Here is a 19,833-nt window from a genome sequence, read left to right as displayed (position 1 = left end):
GTATCAACTATTCACAACCATCCGTTTTCCTTATACCACTGCACGGTTTTTTCTATACCCTCTTTCAGACAGTAATCCGGACGAAATCCAAGATCATATTGAAGCGGCGTAACATCGCACAACCAGTTACGCTGTTTCATGATAGGATATTTATCGGTATTGAACGTTGTGGGCTTGCCGACTATTGCTGCAATTTTCTCATTTATAAACGCTGCCGGTTTTACAATCCAAAGCGGAACCTTAATGCGCAGAACATGCTTTTTGCCAAGAGCCTGCTGTACCAGCTTGTTGAATTCGTCATCGCTATAGTAATCTCCATCGGCTACAATATACTCTTTTCTTCGAATTCCTTTTTCGATGCATTCAAAAATAACCTTTACCAAATCTTCCACATAGATAAAAGTTAACAACTGCTTTTTAAATCCGGCTCCCACGGCAATACCCTTTTTTACGGACCGCATCAGGATGAGATAATCTTTGTCACGCGGACCATAAACACCGGTCGGTCGCAGTATAACGTAAGGAAAATCGGGAAGGCTTTTAATATAATTCTCCGCCAACAATTTACTTCGTCCGTACGCCGTATTGGGATGAGGGGTTTGATGGGTAGAAATAGGCGTATATCCCTTTTCGTCTCCAGCACCATACGCACTTAAACTGCTGATGAAAATAAAACTGTCCGGAATATTTCGAGTTTCGACAAGCGCATCGACGAAATTTTTCGTATATAAATAATTAACGCGTTCGAAATCGGATTTATGCAATGCTTTTGTAATCCCGGCTGTGTGAACAATGTAATCGAATCGTCCGTATTGGGCTGCAAAAGATTGCAACTGCTTCACAAGCTTGTCTTTATTGGCATAAGACAAGTCGATGAAATGGATGCGTTCGTCTTGCAAATAAGCTTTGTTGCTGCCGGCGCGAACGCCTGCCCATGTTTCGTAACCCGATGCAAGGGCTTTTTCAACGGCTGTGCTTCCAATGAATCCACTGGCACCGGTAATAAGGATTTTCTTTTTGTTCATGTTACCTATCGAGATCTGCCGGCAAAAATAAGGATAACTTATCGATTTTACAGAAAAAAATCTTCATTTTTACAAAAACAATGCGTTGAAAAAACGTCTGAATTCATTTGTTGAACTGACATAGATAAAGCAAACTATGAATAAACCCGAATTTTTGCTCTCGTTTTAATAATAGGATTTAATAGTTACAGAAGTAGAAGTAGTAGCTAAATAATAATAATGAGATGGAAGTAAAATTTTTCACCCAAACAGAAAACCGACATGAGAAAACAGACAAAAAAATCGTACACTCACGAAACTTTTCGTATTTTCGCAACCAAAACCCGGTAAAACCACATAAAAATGAAAAGGATCACAACCGCTTTCGTTTCTCTGCTTGTTTTTCTTTCGTATGCAACAGCACAAAATCCCGTATCGTGGGCATTTTCTCTCGAAGATAACGGAAACGGAGAAATCAGTCTGATAGCAAAGGCAACCATAGAAGCGGGGTGGCACTTGTATGATACGGAAATCCCGGAAGGAGGTCCCACTCCCACAACGCTGACCATCGATAAACTGAAAGGAGCAGAACCTGTCGGAAAATTTCATGCCGAAGGTAAGAAACCAAAAGTGGCTTTCGATCCCATTTTCGAAATGAATATCGGAACGTTTGACGGGACAGTCCGGTTCGTGCAACGTTTCAGGATTACCAACAAAGCCGAATTTGTGCTTGAAGGCGATGTGCGCGCACAAGCTTGTAACGAACAAACCTGTACGCCGCCTTTGCCCATCGATTTTGCTTTTACGGCTAACGACTTGCCAAAAACTATTGCTCCATTGGCAGAAAACAAAACTCCCGCCACTAGTACTCAAACCCTTCTCACGAAAGATACCCTTTCTATAACGGATCCCGTGTATGTTGCCACAGAAGTTGCTTCTATAACAACAGGGCATGCCGAGATCGACAAAAATCCGCTCTGGACACCGGTAATCGAGGAATTGAAAGCTTATGGAATGGAAGGGAACGTTTCCGAAATGTCGCTGTGGTGGATTTTCATTTCGGGATTTATAGGGGGGCTTATCGCACTGCTTACACCCTGCGTGTGGCCGATGATCCCGATGACGGTCAGCTTCTTTCTAAAAAGAAACGCAGCAAACCGTAAAAAGGCTGTCTCGCAAGCCATTGTTTATGGAGTGGCCATCATTGTGATTTATCTGGTTTTGGGATTGCTGATTACCAGCATTTTCGGTGCAAGTGCGTTGAATAATCTGGCAACAAGTGCTGTTTTCAACCTCATTTTCTTTGCTTTGCTGGTGATATTTGCGATTTCGTTTTTCGGCGGTTTCGACCTGGTGTTGCCCGCTTCGTGGACCAACAAAATGGATTCGAAAGCCGAATCGGCTTCGGGAATACTCAGCATCTTTTTCATGGCGTTTACGCTGGTGCTGGTCTCGTTTTCATGCACCGGGCCAATCATCGGAACATTGCTGGTAGAAGCTGCTACATGGGGGAACATTTTGTCGCCAACTGTCGGCATGTTTGGCTTTGCACTGGCACTGGCCATCCCATTCGCTCTGTTTGCCATCTTTCCTTCATGGTTGCAAACCATGCCAAAGTCGGGTGGCTGGCTGAATGCGGTAAAAGTAGTCCTCGGCTTTCTGGAACTGGCTTTTGCGTTGAAGTTCTTATCGGTTGCCGATCTGGCTTACGGATGGGGCATTCTTGACAGGGAAGTATTCCTTGTACTCTGGATTGTAATTTTCGCCCTGCTTGGTGTGTATCTGCTCGGGAAACTCAAACTTCCCCACGACAGCGATGTGGAACATGTTTCGATTCCCCGCTTGTTTCTGGCTATTTTTTCGTTTGCCTTTGCCATCTATTTGGTGCCCGGACTGTGGGGCGCACCGCTTAAAGCAATAAGCGCTTTCTCGCCACCGATGTACACACAGGATTTTAGTTTATACAATGGTGAGGTGCGTCCTAAATATACTGATTATGAAAGTGGCATGGCTTACGCCAAACAAGCCGGCAAACCGGTATTGCTCGATTTCTCGGGATACGGCTGCGTAAATTGCCGAAAAATGGAAGCATCGGTGTGGACCGATCCTCGCGTAAAAAACATTATCGACAACGAATACGTTTTAATCACCTTAATCGTTGACGACAAAACACGACTGCCGGAGGTGATTGAAGTGAAAGAAAACGGAAGAATCACCCGCCTGAAAACCGTCGGCGACAAATGGAGTTATCTTCAGCGCCATAAATTCGGAGCCAATGCACAGCCCTATTACGTAGCATTGGACAACGAAGGAAAACCCGTTGGTCCTTCGTATGCTTATGACGAAAATGTGGAAAAATATATCGAATTTCTGCAGACAGGATTAAGAAACTACAGAAAAAGACAGTCTAACTACCACAATCAATCAAACGGATATACAGGCGGAGCATAACCTTTAAACCGACAATATTATCAAATCGCTATAAGGAATAATCAACAACAAACATCAAATTTTTTTGAAGAAAGGAAAGACAACGAGATGAATACGCGTGAACAAAAACTGGAAGCTTTTGGGAAACTATTGGATGTGATGGACGAATTGAGAGAGAAATGTCCTTGGGATCGCGAACAGACCAACGAAAGTCTAAGAGCGAATACCATAGAAGAAACGTATGAATTGGCCGAAGCTATCATTAAAAATGACGACGAAGCCATAAAAAAAGAGCTGGGCGATTTACTCCTTCATGTGGTATTCTATGCCAAAATTGGAGAAGAAAAAGGAGCTTTCGACATTGCCGATGTTTGCAATACCCTCTGTGACAAACTGATATTTCGCCACCCACACGTTTTTGGCGATGCGCAAGCCGAATCTGCACGCAAAGTGGAAAAATCGTGGGAACAAATCAAACTCAAAGAAAAAGGAGGCAACTCAACCATCCTGGGAGGCGTTCCCGATTCGCTTCCGTCGATGGTAAAAGCCTATCGGATACAAGATAAGGCACGAAATGCGGGATTCGATTGGAACGAACGCCGGGATGTTTGGGAAAAAGTGAAAGAGGAATGGGAGGAATTGAAGGCAGAAATCGATGAATCGAACCCTAATAAAATGGAAGGAGAATTTGGCGATCTGCTTTTCAGCATCATCAACGCTGCACGATTGTACAAAGTGAACCCCGACAATGCCCTGGAGCGTACCAACCAAAAATTTATCTATCGCTTCAACTACATGGAAGAGAGAGCAAAAGAGCAGGGGAAAACATTGAAAAACATGACACTTGAAGAAATGGAAAAAATCTGGCAGGAAGCTAAACGCACAGAGAAATAACTTTTTTTCTTACCTTTGTCGGCCAAGGAATCTAACATTAAAATAAAGGAGAATATGAGTATGAGTACTGTTCTATATATCAAAGCAAATGCAAGACCGGAAGGCGAATCGAGAACCTTCAGAATTTCCGATCGGTTTGTCGAAACATATAAAAAGTATCACCCCGAAGATACTGTCCTCACGTTGGACTTATCCAAAGAAAATATTCATTTTTTGACAGAAGAAGAAGTCGCCAAACATTCGGCAGAAATGTTAACCGAAAAGGATATCACTGCCAAGTACGCCTATCAGTTTCGGAATTCCGACAAGTATATTTTTGCCGAACCGATGTGGAACTTGGGAGTTCCTGCCATCCTGAAGGCATACATTGATTATATAAGCATTCCTGGCATTACCTTTAAATACACAGAAAATGGTGCCGCCGGATTATGTGAAGGGAAAAAAGCAGTAAACATCACAACAAGCGGTGGAGATTACAGCGAAGGAATGGCTGCTGAATGGGAAATGTGCGACAAATACCTCAAAGCCATGATGGCACTTTTCGGCATTACGGATTATGTTACCGTATCTGCAACCAATTTGGATGTGATCGGAGAGGATGTAGAAGCCATCGTTAACGAAGCCATCCGGAAAGCCGAAGAATTGGCGAAATATTTTTAGAAAAAATTCCCCGCCTCCCTCCTATTTTCTTAGGAAAGCGGGGATGATATTATCCTCTCACGATCTGTTCCTTATCGCGATCCCAATACATGGTTCGCCCTTCGAGATAGGCACGAGTACCCATGTGTGCCGTCATGGCCTCCTGAAAACCTTCTTCTATTCCGCACGAAGGTTTTCTTCCGGAACGAATACAATCCAACCACTCTTTAATATGCAAGAAAGTAGTATTGAACCGTTTGCCGTTAACATACGAATACAGCAAACCCCGTTGTGCAAAATACAATTGCGTGGCGGAAGAAATCGCATCTACATCTTTTTGGCCGGGTGTATATGTATAGAATGGCTGACCGGGTTTAATCACTCCTTTCTCAATCTGATCTTTATACTGCTCCGACCGTGGATCGACAGTCACGGAAAGGGTGCTCCCGATCTCCATCGTAGCATCATGCCCCATGATTTTGCGTGAACGGTTGAATTCGCTGGCCAACGTGGCTGAATAAAGCATGGAGAGATTCCGATCTTTGTATTCGTAAACCGTATGCAACACGTCGGGCACCGTGCGTCCGTCTTTGAAAAAGTAGATACCACCGGAAGAACTTGCCGAATCGGGAATACCCAGCTGAAGAATCTGGTTGACAGCATCGTATTCGTGGGTCAGCAAATCGCCGCTCAAACCTGTACTGTAATCCCACCAGCAGCGCCAGCGGAAAAAACGTTCCAGATTGAACTTGTCTCTGCTGTCGGGACCGATATACTTTGCAAGTCCGGCTGAAGTCATGTAATCCAAATATTCCTTGATCCGTTCAGGATCCCCTTCAAACTGCTTCCAATCGATCGTCTTCGGATTGGCTTCCGGATCTATCGGATAAACCCATGCCCCGTTGGGATCGTTGCGATTAGTACTGGTTTCCACCAATGTTACAGGACCCAACAATCCTCTCTCCACAATTTCCCTTGCCCGATTGTAGGTTTCGATCTGTCTGTTTTGATGTCCCAGTTGAAAAACGCGATTACTCGTTCTGACTGCTTCTCTCACCATATAGGTTTCGGGAACTGTCCAGGTCATCGGCTTTTCACAATAGACATCTTTCCCCGCCTTCAGCGCATCTATCGTCATAGTGCCGTGCCAATGGTCGGGAGTAGCAATGATCACCGCATCCACATCGTCGGCTGCAAGAAGTTCTTTGTAATTACGATACCGCTTCGGTGTCGGTCCGTATTTTCCGTTCAATCCTTCACGATGAATGTTGGCTCCCGCTGCCATTGCCTCTTCGGCATGTTTGTCGAAAATATCGCACACAGCCGTTATCTCAACATTTAAATCTTCCTGCTCCATGAAGTCTTTATATCGACTATCCTGAGCATTACTCTTCCATGCCGTTTTCAAGTCTTCCACATGTTGGGGAGTTGAAAATCCCAACGCATTCATCAAATCTTTTCCTCTGATACCGTAACCGATAATTCCTATACGTATCCTTTTCCCGTCGGTAACAGGTGGCGGAACCGGCTTTTCCTTAAAACGAAACATATCGGCCGCCAGACGTTTCGACCGTTCGTTTTTCTCCTTTTTATATACCCCGTAAGCCATTACTCCCAAAACAGGAACGGTAGCCAACGTCTTTAATGCTTCACGTCTGCCTTTGGATATACTTTTTTTCTTTTTGTCTTCTGCCATAAACGTTACTTTTTACTGCACTTAAAAATGGCCCGATCCAAGCCAATCTCCATACCCGTTGGAAATACCATGAGCACGGCTATCGACACCATCATGATGATATTCTTGTTTACCCACAAATAAGATCCTTCGGGAGGGAATATATATTCGGCATTAATGAGGGCAGGATGAGAAAGATAGTAAAGTGCCAGCAATAAAAGGGCGCCGATATAACCGAGCTTTTCGAAACACCCCAAAACCAACAACAATCCGATAAGGATCAATCCGTACATATTCAATGCATCAACCACAGGCATGAGGGTCTGATTTTGTGCAAGTGCTTTGAAAAGCGGGGCAAACCACCCCTGAGAATCCATCAGATAACCATACGATGTCCAACCGGAAGTCATCACCTTGGCCAGGCCTTCATAAAGAAAATACCACCCGATAATTACACGCAAGGACACCAACCAAAATAGTTGGGCCTTGCTGTAAGAATACTGATTCGTTTTTTCTGTCATTCGTGATTTTTTAATTTTTCAACTCTTTAATTCGAATATTTCTGAATTTTACTTCCGATCCGTGCCCTAAAAAACCGATATGTCCTTTTTTATTGAACAATCCCGGGTGATCTTTGTGATCCATCGTGCCGTTTTTGGCTGCTTCACGGATATTCCCGTCAAGTATGGTGGTGCCGTTGAGAATCACTTTGATATGGTCGCCATTGGCAATCACTTCCTGATAATTCCATTCGCCTGTCGGTTTCAGATACCCTCTCTTGGCCGGGATCACTCCGTAAACCGACCCGTGATACTGATAGGGCTGAAGATCTTTATAGATGGGCGCTTCGTTGTCGATTATCTGAAGTTCCATGCCGACATAAGCGGCATCGCCTTCCATCGGCGTACGGATACCCAACCCGTTGTTGGCTCCCGGAGTAAGCATGAATTCGAAACGAAGCACAAAATTATCGAATTCGTCTTTGGTATACAAGTTTCCTCCGAAACTTTTGCTCGGATGCATGACGATATTGCCGTCTTCCAACATATAATCTTTCGTATTTCCCGTCCATTCATGCATGTTAGTACCGTCAAAAAGAACCCGGAATCCTTCCTTTTCCTCCTCTTCCGACAAGCGGAACGGTTCGGGACGCTCAAATTCCTTGATGTAGATATCGCGATAGGCCACTTTGCTGCCATGAGCCTGCAACTCGATCTGTTCGATCGGGAAAATAGGCAGGTTCCTATCCCAATAATTTTCCAATATAACATTGTCGGTAACCAATTCGCCGTTTAACCAAACCGATACCCGATCGCCAATCATGCGGATGCGAAACGTATTCCATTCGCCTACTTTCAGATCGGCAACCTTCAACGGTTTACTCGGGTTGACCCGGTTGTTGTACAATCCGCCGGAACCCACCTGGGCTCCTGCGTTCACCCTTGCCGTATCCCAAATCTGTACCTGAGGTGTGCCCCGCAGGTAAATACCGGCATCGGGTTCGGGCCCCGGGAAAAGTTTCCAGTCGACCAACAGCTCAAAATCGCCGTATTGCTTAACAGTACAAAGGTTGTTGAAACCTTTACCGTCGAAAACGATGGTGCCGTCCACTACCTTCCAGTCGTTAAAAGCTTCACTATCGGCTTTGGCTTGTGCAGCCGCCAGTTCTTTCTTGCTCATCTTGGCACGGGTAATAGGATTACCAACCAGTCCTTTCCACCCCTCAAGATCCTTGCCGTTGAAAAGCGATACAAATCCGCCCGTTGTGGGGTTTTCCGACAAATATTTCCGAATGGATTGACGTTGATAATCGGCATCGGGATTATTCAACGTTTTACTCACTTTGTTCAGAATAGCGGTCGTTTCGGTTCCTGCAAACGACGGATTGTTGAGGGCAATATTCATGGCTGCCTGTGCTGCCGATTCGCTCAGTGCCGGATCGTCCATGAAAGGCGCCACAAACACCATGGCCTGATACATGTCGGTAGTGCCGAGCAAACGCAGAATGTTGTTTTTCTGTTTCACGGTCTGTGCCATCTCCATGGCATTGCGCAGGAAAAGATATTTTACTGCACCCGTCTTGTTGGACGATGCCACTTTTTCGACGATGGCATCCACTGCCTGAGCAATCTCTTCCTTATCCTTACTGCCGCGGGCAATATCCTGCAAAGCATATACGGCATCGAACGATTTCCATTGTTTTATTGCATCGAAGGCAGCTTGTTTGTTTTTTCCTGTTTCGGTTTGATAAGCTTTCATGATCAAATCCAATGCCTGCGGGGTGCCACTGTTTGCCAACACAGCGTAATAAGCATACTTCTTGGAGGAAGCATTCATTCTTTCCATCACTTGTTTCATCTGCTCTTCGGGGGAAAGCATAGACAAAGCAGCATTTACGGCTTGTTGAATGGATGAGAGATACTGGTCATCGGTTTGTTCCAACAATCCAAACAACTCGGGAAGGTTCTCTTCGGTCACCACATAACGAAGAGTTTTTGCTGCTTCAACTTTTACAGGTTCGTCATCAGCAAACAGTTGGTCGTATACCAACCGGTACTGATCATGCATCCGACGGTTTGCCATCAGTTGCAGTATCGCAATCTTTCCTTGGCTGCCGCAATCGTTAAAAACCGACGTCAACGCAGCGGAAATGTCTCCCGCATAACCTTCCAGCGCTTCTTTTGCCAACATTACTGCGTTTTCATCGGTACTTTTCAACATTCCTACCAGCGAAATTAGAGCGGATTCTCCGCCTGTCTCCGACAAAGCATAAACGGCTGCTTTTTGAACGGCTTTGTTCGATGTATTCAAATAATCGGAAATGCTGGAAACCGCAGAGGTCACTTTTTGATTTCCAATCCAATAAAGAATAGCGATTTGTACATCAGATGACGCTTTCGGAGACAATGACTTCAGTATAAGCTTCACAGCCTTTTCATCGTCCTGATAGGGGTAGGAATTCAATACTTGAGTCAGATAGACGATATTGCCGTCCTTCAATGCCTTTTTCAACAAACCGGTCTTATCCGTTGCGGGAAGGGAAAGCAGCAATCCTGCGGCAGCAGCCTTCAGATCCTGTTTTTCCAACTTTGTTGCCCGAGAAAGGAATTTCTCGGCTTCTTTTTTCACAAGACCGGGTTCGCTCTCGGCCAACCGATTCAACAAAGTCAAATATGCAGCTGTGGGATTGACTTTTCCGTAGGCATATTGCCTTTGTTCGGCTGCACTTTTCAACGGTTTTAAAGAGGCTTTTGTTCCTATTCTGCAGAGGGCATCGTAAAGTACTTTTTCCAAATCCCCTGAAGGATTGTTGCCCAACAATTCCAGCATAACGGATTCGGCTTGCGAATAATCGGTTTGTGCCAACGCATTGACAAAGGTTGTTTTCATCCGATCCGTACCGGCTGCCGAAAGAGCCGAAAGGAGGGCTTCGGCGGCAGCGGGCGTACCGATATGTGCCAATGCCTGAGAAGCAGGTCCCGACAACCGCTCGTTCGTGAGCAATGCCGAAAGCACAGCTACATTACTGTCGTCTCCTATAAGCTCGAGCTGACGGATCAGCATGGCTTTTATCTCGTCGTCCAGAGGCTGTTGCAGCGCTTTTTCGCACGCACTTGCCGCAATTGTCCGTTGGGTATCGTCGTTGGCGACAAAATGGATCCATCCGCTAAGGGCATAATCCACCGCTTCGTTACTTTTGTTTCCCGGAGGATTCAACCTACCAATCAGGTTCATGAATCCTTCTTCGCCGGTAGAAACCAAATCCTTCATCAGTTGGTTGTACTGTGATGGGTTTTGTGCCGGCAGTTGTGCCAACACATCGGCAACAATGGTCGAGTTGGTTCTGTGCTGCGGTGTCTGAGCCATTGTTCCACTCATCATGAGCAGAAAGACACCAAAAAACGTTGTGTATTTTTTTATCTGTTTCATCATTTCTTCAATTTGTTTGCGTATTAAATGTTCCAGGGTGAGCGAGTGGTCTGATTCAGCAACCGGTTTGCTTCCGGATCGTTTATGAATTCCTGTTTAACGGGATCGTAATGCAAGGTGCGGTTCAACCGTAAAGCAATGCCTCCCATGTTGACAATGGTGGCCGAATAGTATCCGTTTACTTCGTTCAAAGCAAACTTTTGACGGGTACGCACACATTCGATAAAATCGCCGTTCTGCGGTTTCGGTTCGGGATATTCGGCAAGTTTCTTTTCCCAATCGGGGATGTCGCAAACAAAATTTTTATACACGTTTCCTTTAGGTCCGGCAATATACGGAGTATCGGGATTTCCGTAGTCTCCACCCCAGAGTACGATCTGACAACCGTCTTCGTAAGTATAGGTAATGGAACGCCACGTACCTACCGCATCGGGATGCTGTTGAGGTGCGTCCACCTCTACTTTTATGGGACTGGTAGTGTCCTTACCCAGCAAGTATTGTACCGGATCGATGTAATGCTGACCCATGTCGCCAAGGCCTCCGGCATCGTAATCCCAGTAGCCGCGGAAGGTCTGATGCACACGATGAACGTTATAAGGCTTATAAGGTGCCGGTCCCAACCACATATCGTAATCGAGTTCCGGCGGAACAGGTTGGGGCTCCAAATGAGTTTTGCCCACCCAGTAGAATTTCCAGTCGAAACCGGTATGTTTGCTGATAGTAACCTTCAACGGCCAACCAAGCAAGCCACTGTCGACCAGCTTCTTCAATGGTTTCACGGGAGTACCCAAACCGTAAAACGTATCTTTGAAACGAAACCACGTGTTCAGCCGAAAGATATTCCCATGCCGTTTCACGGCCTCCATCACCCGTTTCCCCTCGCCGATGCTACGGGTCATGGGTTTTTCGCAAAAAATATCTTTTCCTGCATTGGCTGCTTCGACCGCCATAATACCGTGCCAATGAGGCGGAGTGGCAATATGAACGATATCCACGTTCTTATCCAAAATCAGATCGCGAAAATCGTGATAAAGGGCTATTTTGTCTTTCACCAGCGCGGCAGCTTCATTCAAATGATTCTTGTCTACATCGCACATGGCCACTACACGCGTGCCGTTGTAAGGAATGTGATTCCGCCCCATTCCGCCGACACCGATAATTCCTTTCGTTAACTCGTCACTGGGAGCTATCATACCCCTTCCCAGCACATTACGAGGAACAATGGTCAGAAGCGTTACGCCTCCGACCGCCTTTAAAAATTGTCTCCTGGTTGTCATGTTTCTGTTATAAATATATATAAATTGAATTTTGTTTTTAATCTGCTTTTACCAAAGAGAGGTCACCACATATTTATCCTTCGCGATAACACAATTCGTAAAGGTCACTTCGCTACCTGAACGTATGTTTGCCCTCATCGTCTGATTGGGATACAAGGGAACGGCATACATCAGATTCCCATATCGGATTTGATAAGTAATATCACTGTGATTGGTAATTTCGATGGTTCCTTTGCTTTCACTAATTACTTTTACAGACAGAGATTCTTTAATAAGCGATTGAAGGAACTTTTCTTTCCCTGAAAGAATGTTATTGTAGCAAGCCACCGTTCGACCGGAAAACAATGCTTCCTTCACTGCTTCTTCCGTATATTCTTTGGCAAAGACAAGGGTCATTGGACGCACAAACCTACCCCTATAAAGATTGGCACTGGTATAGTGAATATCCGTATTGGCAAAAGGGGCAAGCCCGAGTTCGTTGCACCAATCGATCACTTTCGGATATTCTTCCGAAGAATTGAATACTTCCACGCCGTGAATTTTATTGGCGGCAATCAATTCCCTGTGGATAGGATATATAGTGCTGGTATCGTTGGGCCATCCCGGATGATTCCACAAGATGTAGCCCCCTTGTTTTACTGCTTCGTCGATAGCATCAAGCGGATTAGGAAGATCGAGTTTATTGGAATTCTGAAGAAAAAGAGCATTCAAATGTCCCAACGGTTTCTGACGGGTAATTTCGGAACCTTTAATCACTATCATCCCAATAGCATCGCCCCGTGTTTTGGCAATTTCATAGGACTTATTGAAATCGCCCATCACAATATCTTTATAGGGACGATATTCGATGTGATCGGTAATGGCAATTACATCCAATCCTTCATTCCAGGCTTCGTTCACCCGTTGGTCAGGCCATACCTTTCCATCGGAAAAAACCGTATGAACATGAAAGTCACATTTAAGGGTTTTGTATCCGTCAATATCGGGAATATTGATGTGATAACGATAGTTCTCTTCATTAAGGTTGGGAAATTCATAAACCTCTTCATTTCGAATTTGAGCGTTTCCGTTTCCATACATGCCCAAAACACATAGGACGACAATCATTATTTTTCTGTGTGCTTTCATCATTTTAAATGTTTTGTTTTTATTCATAGAAATCATTCATTATTTTACTTTATCCGGATTAAAATACCCGTTCTTATATTCGATTTCAAGTAATGGATATGATTTTTTATTTTTTCGAAAGTTGAACATCAACCCATACAGGTCGATGATCCGAAGCCATCGATTCATTTTCAACGCAGGTCTGCAAAACCGTGATATGGAATAGGGGATTCTTTTTGAAAAAGATATAATCAATGCAGTTACGGGGATTATCTGAAGGAATGGTGAGCTGATAAGGATCGTTAAGCATTTCCCAACTCCTGGAAAGCTTTTGGATTTCGGGTGATCCCGGTGTTGCATTCAAATCACCCGCCAGAAAAACAGGTTTCGTCGTATATTTTTCCATCGTCTCCTTGATAACTTCAACCGAAGACAATCGATCGGGCTGCCTGAGCGACCAATGGGTGCAACACATCACATAATCGGGCAATTCAACAATTAGCAGGCTTCTTTTCTCCTCACTCCCCGGAAGTGGTACGGTCACTTTTCGCAACGGCTTCTCCTTGCTCAATATGCCAATTCCGTATTTACCACCTTGGTAATCAATAGATGAACCGTAAGAAGCATACATGCCAAGCCTTTTTGCCAATTCGTCAAGAACCACTTTACCCAGGCTGCGTTCCGTGGCACTGTCCAGTTCCTGAAGAGCCACACAATCGGGATCAATTCGCCGAATCACGCCGGCTATACGATCGTAATTGACCACCTCATCCATCCCGCGTGCATTGCGTATGTTGTAGGAAAGAATCCTGATCTTCCCCGACTCCGTTTTGCTCTCTTGACGAAAAGAATAACAAGAGAGAAACACAAACAAAATCACTGCACTTAAAAAATAAGCACCAAAATAATAGTTCTTCATTTTATTACGATAATTTTTTCTTCAAAAATAGGGTTATTATCTTCACTTGCTTTCCAAAAATATATCCATTCAATTAATTATCAATCAAATCGATATGTTGTATTTAGAAAAAAACCTTCTTTGATATCCTTGTAATTAAATAAATTGCTTTCAAATATACGACTTAAATTTTAAAATTTAAGTGCTATCAACAAAAAATCCCGGAATTACTTCCGGGATTAATGTTGGATTACCTGTTAAAAACATTATTTCGATCAAATATCTCATTTTTCACGTAACTCGAACTTCGGATTTCCTTCGAATTCATCATAAAGGGCTTGCAATGGTTTCAAATCTTCAACCTCCGGTTCAGCAACTGTCAAAGCAAGTATTTTGATGCCTCTATTATTCGGCAAAGTAATGTTTTTTGCACCTGCAGGAATCGTAATCGCATACTTGTACAGATAGCTGTATTGATAAGCCTGATTTTTCATCGGGTAATTATTGTGGCAGTGAGAAGCAAACCACGCAATATTATCGGTTTTAGTATAAGGTTCCTTCATTTCCACCACCTTATCTTGATCCGAACTTAATACGCGATTGTAAAATTGTCCTACATATCCCGTCCACCGTTGAATCCCCAACTTCGTTGGCCGGCCATCCACATAAAAATCTGCCTGAATGTCGTTTGCAGCTGCAGTAAGCAAATAAAGCTTTGTGAAATTTCCTGTCGGTAATGGAATGGTTTGACCGCTGCAGACCACTGCATTGTTCTGCTCGTCTTCCTTACTGCCGATTTTGAAACGGATACCCTCACTCTCAACATAGTCTGGCAACAGTTCAGCAGGAAATGATTGGCCATTAAACATAACGCCGTCTTCCCGATTTTCATCGAAGCTGATCACATCTGTATTATAAGGAATTTCGACCGAACGTTGCAAAATCGCCGTTTTGTCTGCCCCTTTAAGTTTTACAGCAAAACTTCTAATTGTATTAGGGCTTAAGTCGAAACGGATGCCGTTATTTGTAAACTTAACATTACCAATTCTTCTTTCTTGTCCGTTTATTTCATAAGCATCGAATACTTCGACGGGTAAAGTCACTTGAATATTCTTTACATCTTTTCCCGTTAATTCGTTTACACGAATCACATAACCCTCTTCCGATTCCATTTTCTTGAATGCCATCAATCCTACTTCAGGTCGATTAATTGAAATTATCGATAACGATTCGTCCATGTCCCCTGTATGTTTTGACGACTCAAAAGCCATTAAGGGCTGATTAAAAAACCGTGCTTGCCATGCCGATTCTCCTTTTCGCCAATCACCCTTATGGCCATAAACGGCATATTTTACATCATGAATACCCCAATCCTGAGTACTCTGATACATGGTCCATCGCCATGCCGGTAGATTGATACCCGGCGTATAAAGTAAGGTCAAACGAACCGTATTGTCCTCCGGCTTGTCGGAACCATATCTGCAATCTTCCAAAATAGTAACGCCATATGTACCGGATTCGTCGGTCAAGTCGAACCACTCTTTCGAAGGTACTTCGAATTTCTTCTCGTCGTTATTGCCTCTCGAAATGGTACCAACACCCAAATTATATGTGGCATTCTTATTGGAAACAGTCAATGGAAAAGATGCCTTTAAACTGACTGCGCGCGATTGCCAATCTATCTTATTGCTTACTTCCAGACGTTTACCAGCCTCTCCTGCTGCCAAACTGTAAAACTGGGTTATTTCAGAATTCCGACCTTTCCGCTGAACTTTTAAAGTCACTCTCACCGGACCTTGTTCCACAATAGTTAACTGGACATCTTTGTCCATAAAATCGACCGGCGGTTTTTGACGGTCTTCCCAATCCATATTCCAAGCAGGCCATTCCTTGGGTGTCTCCGATAAAAACTCCAAACGTGCCGGCTTTGCCAACAATTCTTTGGATGTCTTTTTGTCGAAAATGCTGACGATGTCGCCATTCGAAGCAATTTTTACCTTGTAATAGGCATTTTCCAACGTATTGTTCGAAATAGAAAGTCCTGTCGGTTTTTCAAATCCGGATGTCTCACGGACATCGTATACCTTAACGCCGGCGGAAGGCATATCGGCTAAAAACAATATTTTGAGTGTGTTTTCCGTTCTTTCCACAATCTGAGAAGGAACTTCTTTACCGGTTTTTTTGTCGAAAACGCCAACCGATTGAGGTAAAACCGCATATTCCAATTCGGCAAAAACCACATCTTCTCTTTCTCGGCACACCGGATTATAAACCACAACTGCTCTCCCTGCCGTTTTTGTATTTAATTTGGCGCTTATGGAACTCAAACCATTCTTGAGTGACTCGGCTAATCCATTGGCTGCAATAAATTCGTCATTCCACGCATATTCGTAAGCTTTCGGAATACTTGTCCCCGGCAGAATATCGTGAAACTGGCTTCCCAAAACCAAATCCCACGCATCATTCAGTTTCCGGAAGGGATAGGAAGCTCCACCCATCCAATCGGCTGCGACAGATGCCAATTCGGCAGAGGAAGCAAGCAGTTCGTTTTTCCGATTCATTCGTTTCATGAAAGCTTGCGAAGTCAACGAACCGGCACTGTGTTCGATAAGTAATAAATCACCGGAATAGACCGGTAGTTTCTCTCTGATTTCAGGAGAGATATCCTTATACATTTGATCGGAAGAAGTGAGCAAAACCTTAAAATTGCTATCTTCATGATTCAAACTATTCACGGCATGTTTTACGTCGTTAACACGTGGAGCACCTCCCTGATCGCCTACTCCAAAATAACGATAATCGAAGGCATATCCTGTTTTTTCCTTATCCTCATTCAAGCGTTCAATCCACTGAGGACTTTTATCGAGTCGATTTTCAACCCTTGAAGTATAACTGGTTGCATTTAAAGCAGAAACAATCCCCTTACCATCAGGACCATTCCAAACACCAACATTAAACGGAACGCCTGCAGCTGAACGCCAGGTCAATTTCTGAGTCGAAAAACCCAGCAATCCGCAATGATGCAGAATGGAAGGCAGATTCCATAAAAACCCAAAACAATCGGGCAACATGTAATCCACACTTTCTTTCCCGAACTCATTGCGGAAAAAATTGTTCCCATAAAGCACCTGGCGTACAAGTGACTCGGATGAAGATATATTTACCTCACCTTCGTCGACAGAGGATCCGGATACTCTCCAACGTCCCAGATCGATATATTTTTTTACTTTGGTATACAACTGCGGGTAATATTCCTTCATCATTTTATAGCGACGCGAACCCGTAAAATTGAAAACGTAATCGGGATATTTTTCGAAAAGGTTGAAATTTTCGACCATCGTATTCAAAATATACTCATTGATGGTGGTCGGATAATCCCAGTTCCATTCCGTATCCAAATGCGAATAACCTACCGTATACAACAAACGATCTTTTGTGATATCGTAATCGCCCGCTTTTAAAGTAGGCTGGGCACAAAGCATGGGCAAAAAAGCCAACCATGCCGAAAACAAATAAAAAATCTTCTTCATTTTAAATTGATAAATTTATGGATTAATATAAATTTTATTCGATTTTATTAAGAGCCTATTCCTTCTCCTTTATCTGAAATAACATTCTCAGAAGGAGGAGCGCTTTCGTGAGTACTACCCCATCTTGGATTAGCTTTGTCACCCATCATTAATTCCAATGTTCCCCCATTCATTATATCATCGTGACTGAACCAACATTTATTCCATGGTTTGCCATTCAATTTAGCGGATTGAATATATTTGTTTTTCTCACTGCAATTCTTTGCAATTATCGTAAACTGTTTTCCGTTGGCCAGGTTCATCGTAATTTTCTCGAAAAATGGGCTGCCGATAGAGTAAACAGGCATGCCCGGCGTAACCGGATAAAAACCCATCTGAGAAAACACCACAAAAGCAGACATACCTCCCCCATCTTCATCACCCGGAATACCCATCAAATCGTTTCGAAACCACATTCGAAGTAACGAATGGATACGTTTTTGCGTTTTCCAGGGTTGACCGGCATAATTATAGAGATAAGGGATATGGAAGGAGGGTTCATTTCCCATCGAGAACTGACCTACGTTACCTGTTTGATCGGGCAGTTGAGCATAAAACTCATATTTGCTTTTTCCTAAGGGCTCTCTGAAAGTTTGATCCAAATTTTTTACAAACTTTTCCTTTCCGCCCATCAAATTAATCAGATCGGCTATATTATGCTGGACATCCCAACGATATGTCCAACCGTTGTTTTCATCATAATAATCACGCGCACCCATTCCTCCTGAAAACCGGTAATCGAAAGGTTCAATAAAATTTCCATCTTTATCTTTCGGATGAAAAAAACCAGTTTCCGAATTAAAAAGATTACGGTAATTATACGATTTCCGAATAAAATATCGGTAATCCTCTTCATTCCCCAACTCCTGAGCAATTTGAGCCAAACACCACTCGTCATACGATGTTCCCAACGTAACCGCAACGGCCTGCCGTTTTTCGAAAGGATGAACTTCCGGAATGGTTTCTTTTTCACCTTCTCTTAATGCAGGGATATATCCATGTTCATGGTAAAATTTATCAAGCTCACCGGCCGGTTTATCCGACCATGGTGCCAACGTTTTTTCCATAACCGCTTTTTTACACGCCTCATAAGCATGGCCAAGATCAAAATTCCTCAATCCTTTCCTGTATGCATCCAAAACGATTGCAACACCGTGATTGCAATTCATGCTGCGAACATCTCCTGTGATTTGAGGAAACGTAGGCCACCAAAAATTCGGCATCTGTTCCGACATGCGCAAAAACGAATGGATGATATCGCTTTCCGTCTTCGATTCGAGAAAAATGCGAAGCGGATGAGCCGCACGATAGGTATCCCACATCCAATCGTCCGTATAAAAAGGTATACCATTGTCTTCGTGAACTTTACCATCGAAAGCACTAAAATATCGCCCGTCTTCCGAAATACATACCGGTCGCTCATACGTACGGTACAAAGAAGTATAAAAAATAACTTTATCGCTATAAGAACCACCTTCTACCAATATTTTGCCCAACACTTCGTTCCATGTCTTTCTCCCTTTTTCTGCTACATGCGAAAAATCAAAATCGACAATTTCGCGCTGCAAATTTTTCTTTGCTTGCTCAACATCGATATAAGATATTCCGTAACGTATCTTTATCTCTTTCGTATTGGCAGGATATTGCAATATCAAGTTTGCATTTTCTCCCTCGGCCTCCCTCGTATGTTCCTTTAAATCTCCCTTTTGCAAGGATGAAACATTACCCGGAAGGATATCAGGTTCCAAATAAAGATACACGTTGGCATTATTCGCCAACTCCTGATAACCCGAAAGAGCTTTTCCATCCCATTGTAAACCACCATTCCGGGAATTGAAAATAAGAGAAACCGGTTTCCTCTGAGAAAAACGAACAACGTAAATAGCCGATTGATGCGAAACAGTATAATCCACTTCTATTTGTTGATCATCCAGATAAACCGAATATACATAGGGTTTAACGATTTCCTGATCATAACTGAAGGAAATTACCGGTTTCAGTTCTTCGTCCTTTCCCTGAAACGGACTGAAGTTAAATGCAAATCTTCCCCTGTGTCCGGTTACAACCACAGGCAAGCCATACAACAAATCGGCGGTATGCTCACTTCGTTGTGGATACACACGGAGCATGCTGTTAGGCAAATGTATCGTAGGATATGTGGGTACCAACAAATGACTGATATTTCCCATATAGGGATTGACATAATCAATCGGCTGCACTTCTCTTTGTTGGGCAAAGGATACTGTTCGTACTAAAATAAACGCTAAAAAAATTAATTTTATTCTCATTCCTTATTTGATTGTAAGCTTCATTTCATGGTGGGGATAGTTAATCCTTGCAATAAAGTCTCATTCATTGGAAGAATTTATACAAGTTATATAAAGTGAATATAATCCCCCTTCGATTAATC

The 19,833-nt window shown here is 43.5% G+C and carries 12 protein-coding genes; 3 read left to right on the top strand and 9 right to left on the bottom strand.

Annotation, left to right across the window (positions count from 1 at the left end):
• Nucleotides 1–11 precede the first annotated feature (11 nt).
• A complete protein-coding gene (locus OLM34_RS07025) occupies nucleotides 12–1,025 on the bottom strand; it encodes an NAD-dependent epimerase/dehydratase family protein (RefSeq protein WP_264406208.1) in 1,014 nt (337 codons plus the stop codon).
• Nucleotides 1,026–1,367: 342 nt separating this feature from the next.
• On the opposite strand from OLM34_RS07025, the gene OLM34_RS07020 reads away from it, so the two are divergent.
• From OLM34_RS07020 to OLM34_RS07010, 3 genes are all read left to right on the top strand, one after another.
• Nucleotides 1,368–3,455 carry a protein-disulfide reductase DsbD family protein gene (locus tag OLM34_RS07020; RefSeq protein ID WP_264406206.1) on the top strand — a complete coding sequence of 696 codons (2,088 nt, stop codon included), beginning with the start codon at nucleotides 1,368–1,370 and terminating at the stop codon, nucleotides 3,453–3,455.
• Between the two features lie 87 nt (nucleotides 3,456–3,542).
• A complete protein-coding gene (gene mazG / locus OLM34_RS07015) occupies nucleotides 3,543–4,328 on the top strand; it encodes a nucleoside triphosphate pyrophosphohydrolase (protein ID WP_264406204.1) in 786 nt (261 codons plus the stop codon).
• Between the two features lie 60 nt (nucleotides 4,329–4,388).
• The gene (locus OLM34_RS07010) at nucleotides 4,389–4,988 is read left to right on the top strand and encodes an FMN-dependent NADH-azoreductase (RefSeq protein ID WP_264406203.1); all 600 of its coding nucleotides are present in this window, start codon (nucleotides 4,389–4,391) and stop codon (nucleotides 4,986–4,988) included.
• Nucleotides 4,989–5,037: 49 nt separating this feature from the next.
• Here OLM34_RS07010 and OLM34_RS07005 read toward each other — a convergent pair whose 3' ends face one another.
• The 8 genes from OLM34_RS07005 to OLM34_RS06970 all read right to left on the bottom strand — a co-directional run bounded on the left by OLM34_RS07005 (nucleotide 5,038) and on the right by OLM34_RS06970 (nucleotide 19,711).
• Nucleotides 5,038–6,663 (bottom strand): Gfo/Idh/MocA family protein, encoded by a 1,626-nt coding sequence (locus OLM34_RS07005; RefSeq protein ID WP_264406201.1) that lies wholly within the window; start codon nucleotides 6,661–6,663, stop codon nucleotides 5,038–5,040.
• Nucleotides 6,664–6,668: 5 nt separating this feature from the next.
• Nucleotides 6,669–7,163 carry a DoxX family membrane protein gene (locus tag OLM34_RS07000; RefSeq protein WP_264406199.1) on the bottom strand — a complete coding sequence of 165 codons (495 nt, stop codon included), beginning with the start codon at nucleotides 7,161–7,163 and terminating at the stop codon, nucleotides 6,669–6,671.
• A 10-nt stretch (nucleotides 7,164–7,173) separates the two neighbouring features.
• Nucleotides 7,174–10,575, bottom strand: coding sequence for a DUF1080 domain-containing protein (locus OLM34_RS06995; protein WP_264406197.1), 3,402 nt, complete (start codon nucleotides 10,573–10,575; stop codon nucleotides 7,174–7,176).
• 20 nt (nucleotides 10,576–10,595) lie between these two features.
• Nucleotides 10,596–11,849 (bottom strand): Gfo/Idh/MocA family oxidoreductase, encoded by a 1,254-nt coding sequence (locus OLM34_RS06990; protein ID WP_264406196.1) that lies wholly within the window; start codon nucleotides 11,847–11,849, stop codon nucleotides 10,596–10,598.
• Nucleotides 11,850–11,897: 48 nt separating this feature from the next.
• Complete coding sequence (locus tag OLM34_RS06985; RefSeq protein ID WP_264406194.1) at nucleotides 11,898–12,980, bottom strand: PHP domain-containing protein; 1,083 nt, start codon at nucleotides 12,978–12,980, stop codon at nucleotides 11,898–11,900.
• 103 nt (nucleotides 12,981–13,083) lie between these two features.
• Nucleotides 13,084–13,875, bottom strand: coding sequence for an endonuclease/exonuclease/phosphatase family protein (locus OLM34_RS06980; RefSeq protein ID WP_264406192.1), 792 nt, complete (start codon nucleotides 13,873–13,875; stop codon nucleotides 13,084–13,086).
• A gap of 263 nt (nucleotides 13,876–14,138) precedes the next feature.
• Nucleotides 14,139–17,384, bottom strand: a complete 3,246-nt coding sequence (locus OLM34_RS06975) for an alpha-mannosidase (protein ID WP_264406190.1) — start codon at nucleotides 17,382–17,384, stop codon at nucleotides 14,139–14,141.
• Nucleotides 17,385–17,431: 47 nt separating this feature from the next.
• Nucleotides 17,432–19,711 carry a GH92 family glycosyl hydrolase gene (locus OLM34_RS06970; protein ID WP_264406188.1) on the bottom strand — a complete coding sequence of 760 codons (2,280 nt, stop codon included), beginning with the start codon at nucleotides 19,709–19,711 and terminating at the stop codon, nucleotides 17,432–17,434.
• Nucleotides 19,712–19,833: the final 122 nt, after the last annotated feature.

The organism is Anaerorudis cellulosivorans, assembly GCF_025943985.1.
Lineage (GTDB): Bacteria > Bacteroidota > Bacteroidia > Bacteroidales > Dysgonomonadaceae > Anaerorudis > Anaerorudis cellulosivorans.
The sequence above is the reverse complement of the archived record's forward strand: the minus strand, read 5'-3'. Positions and strand labels throughout refer to the sequence as shown.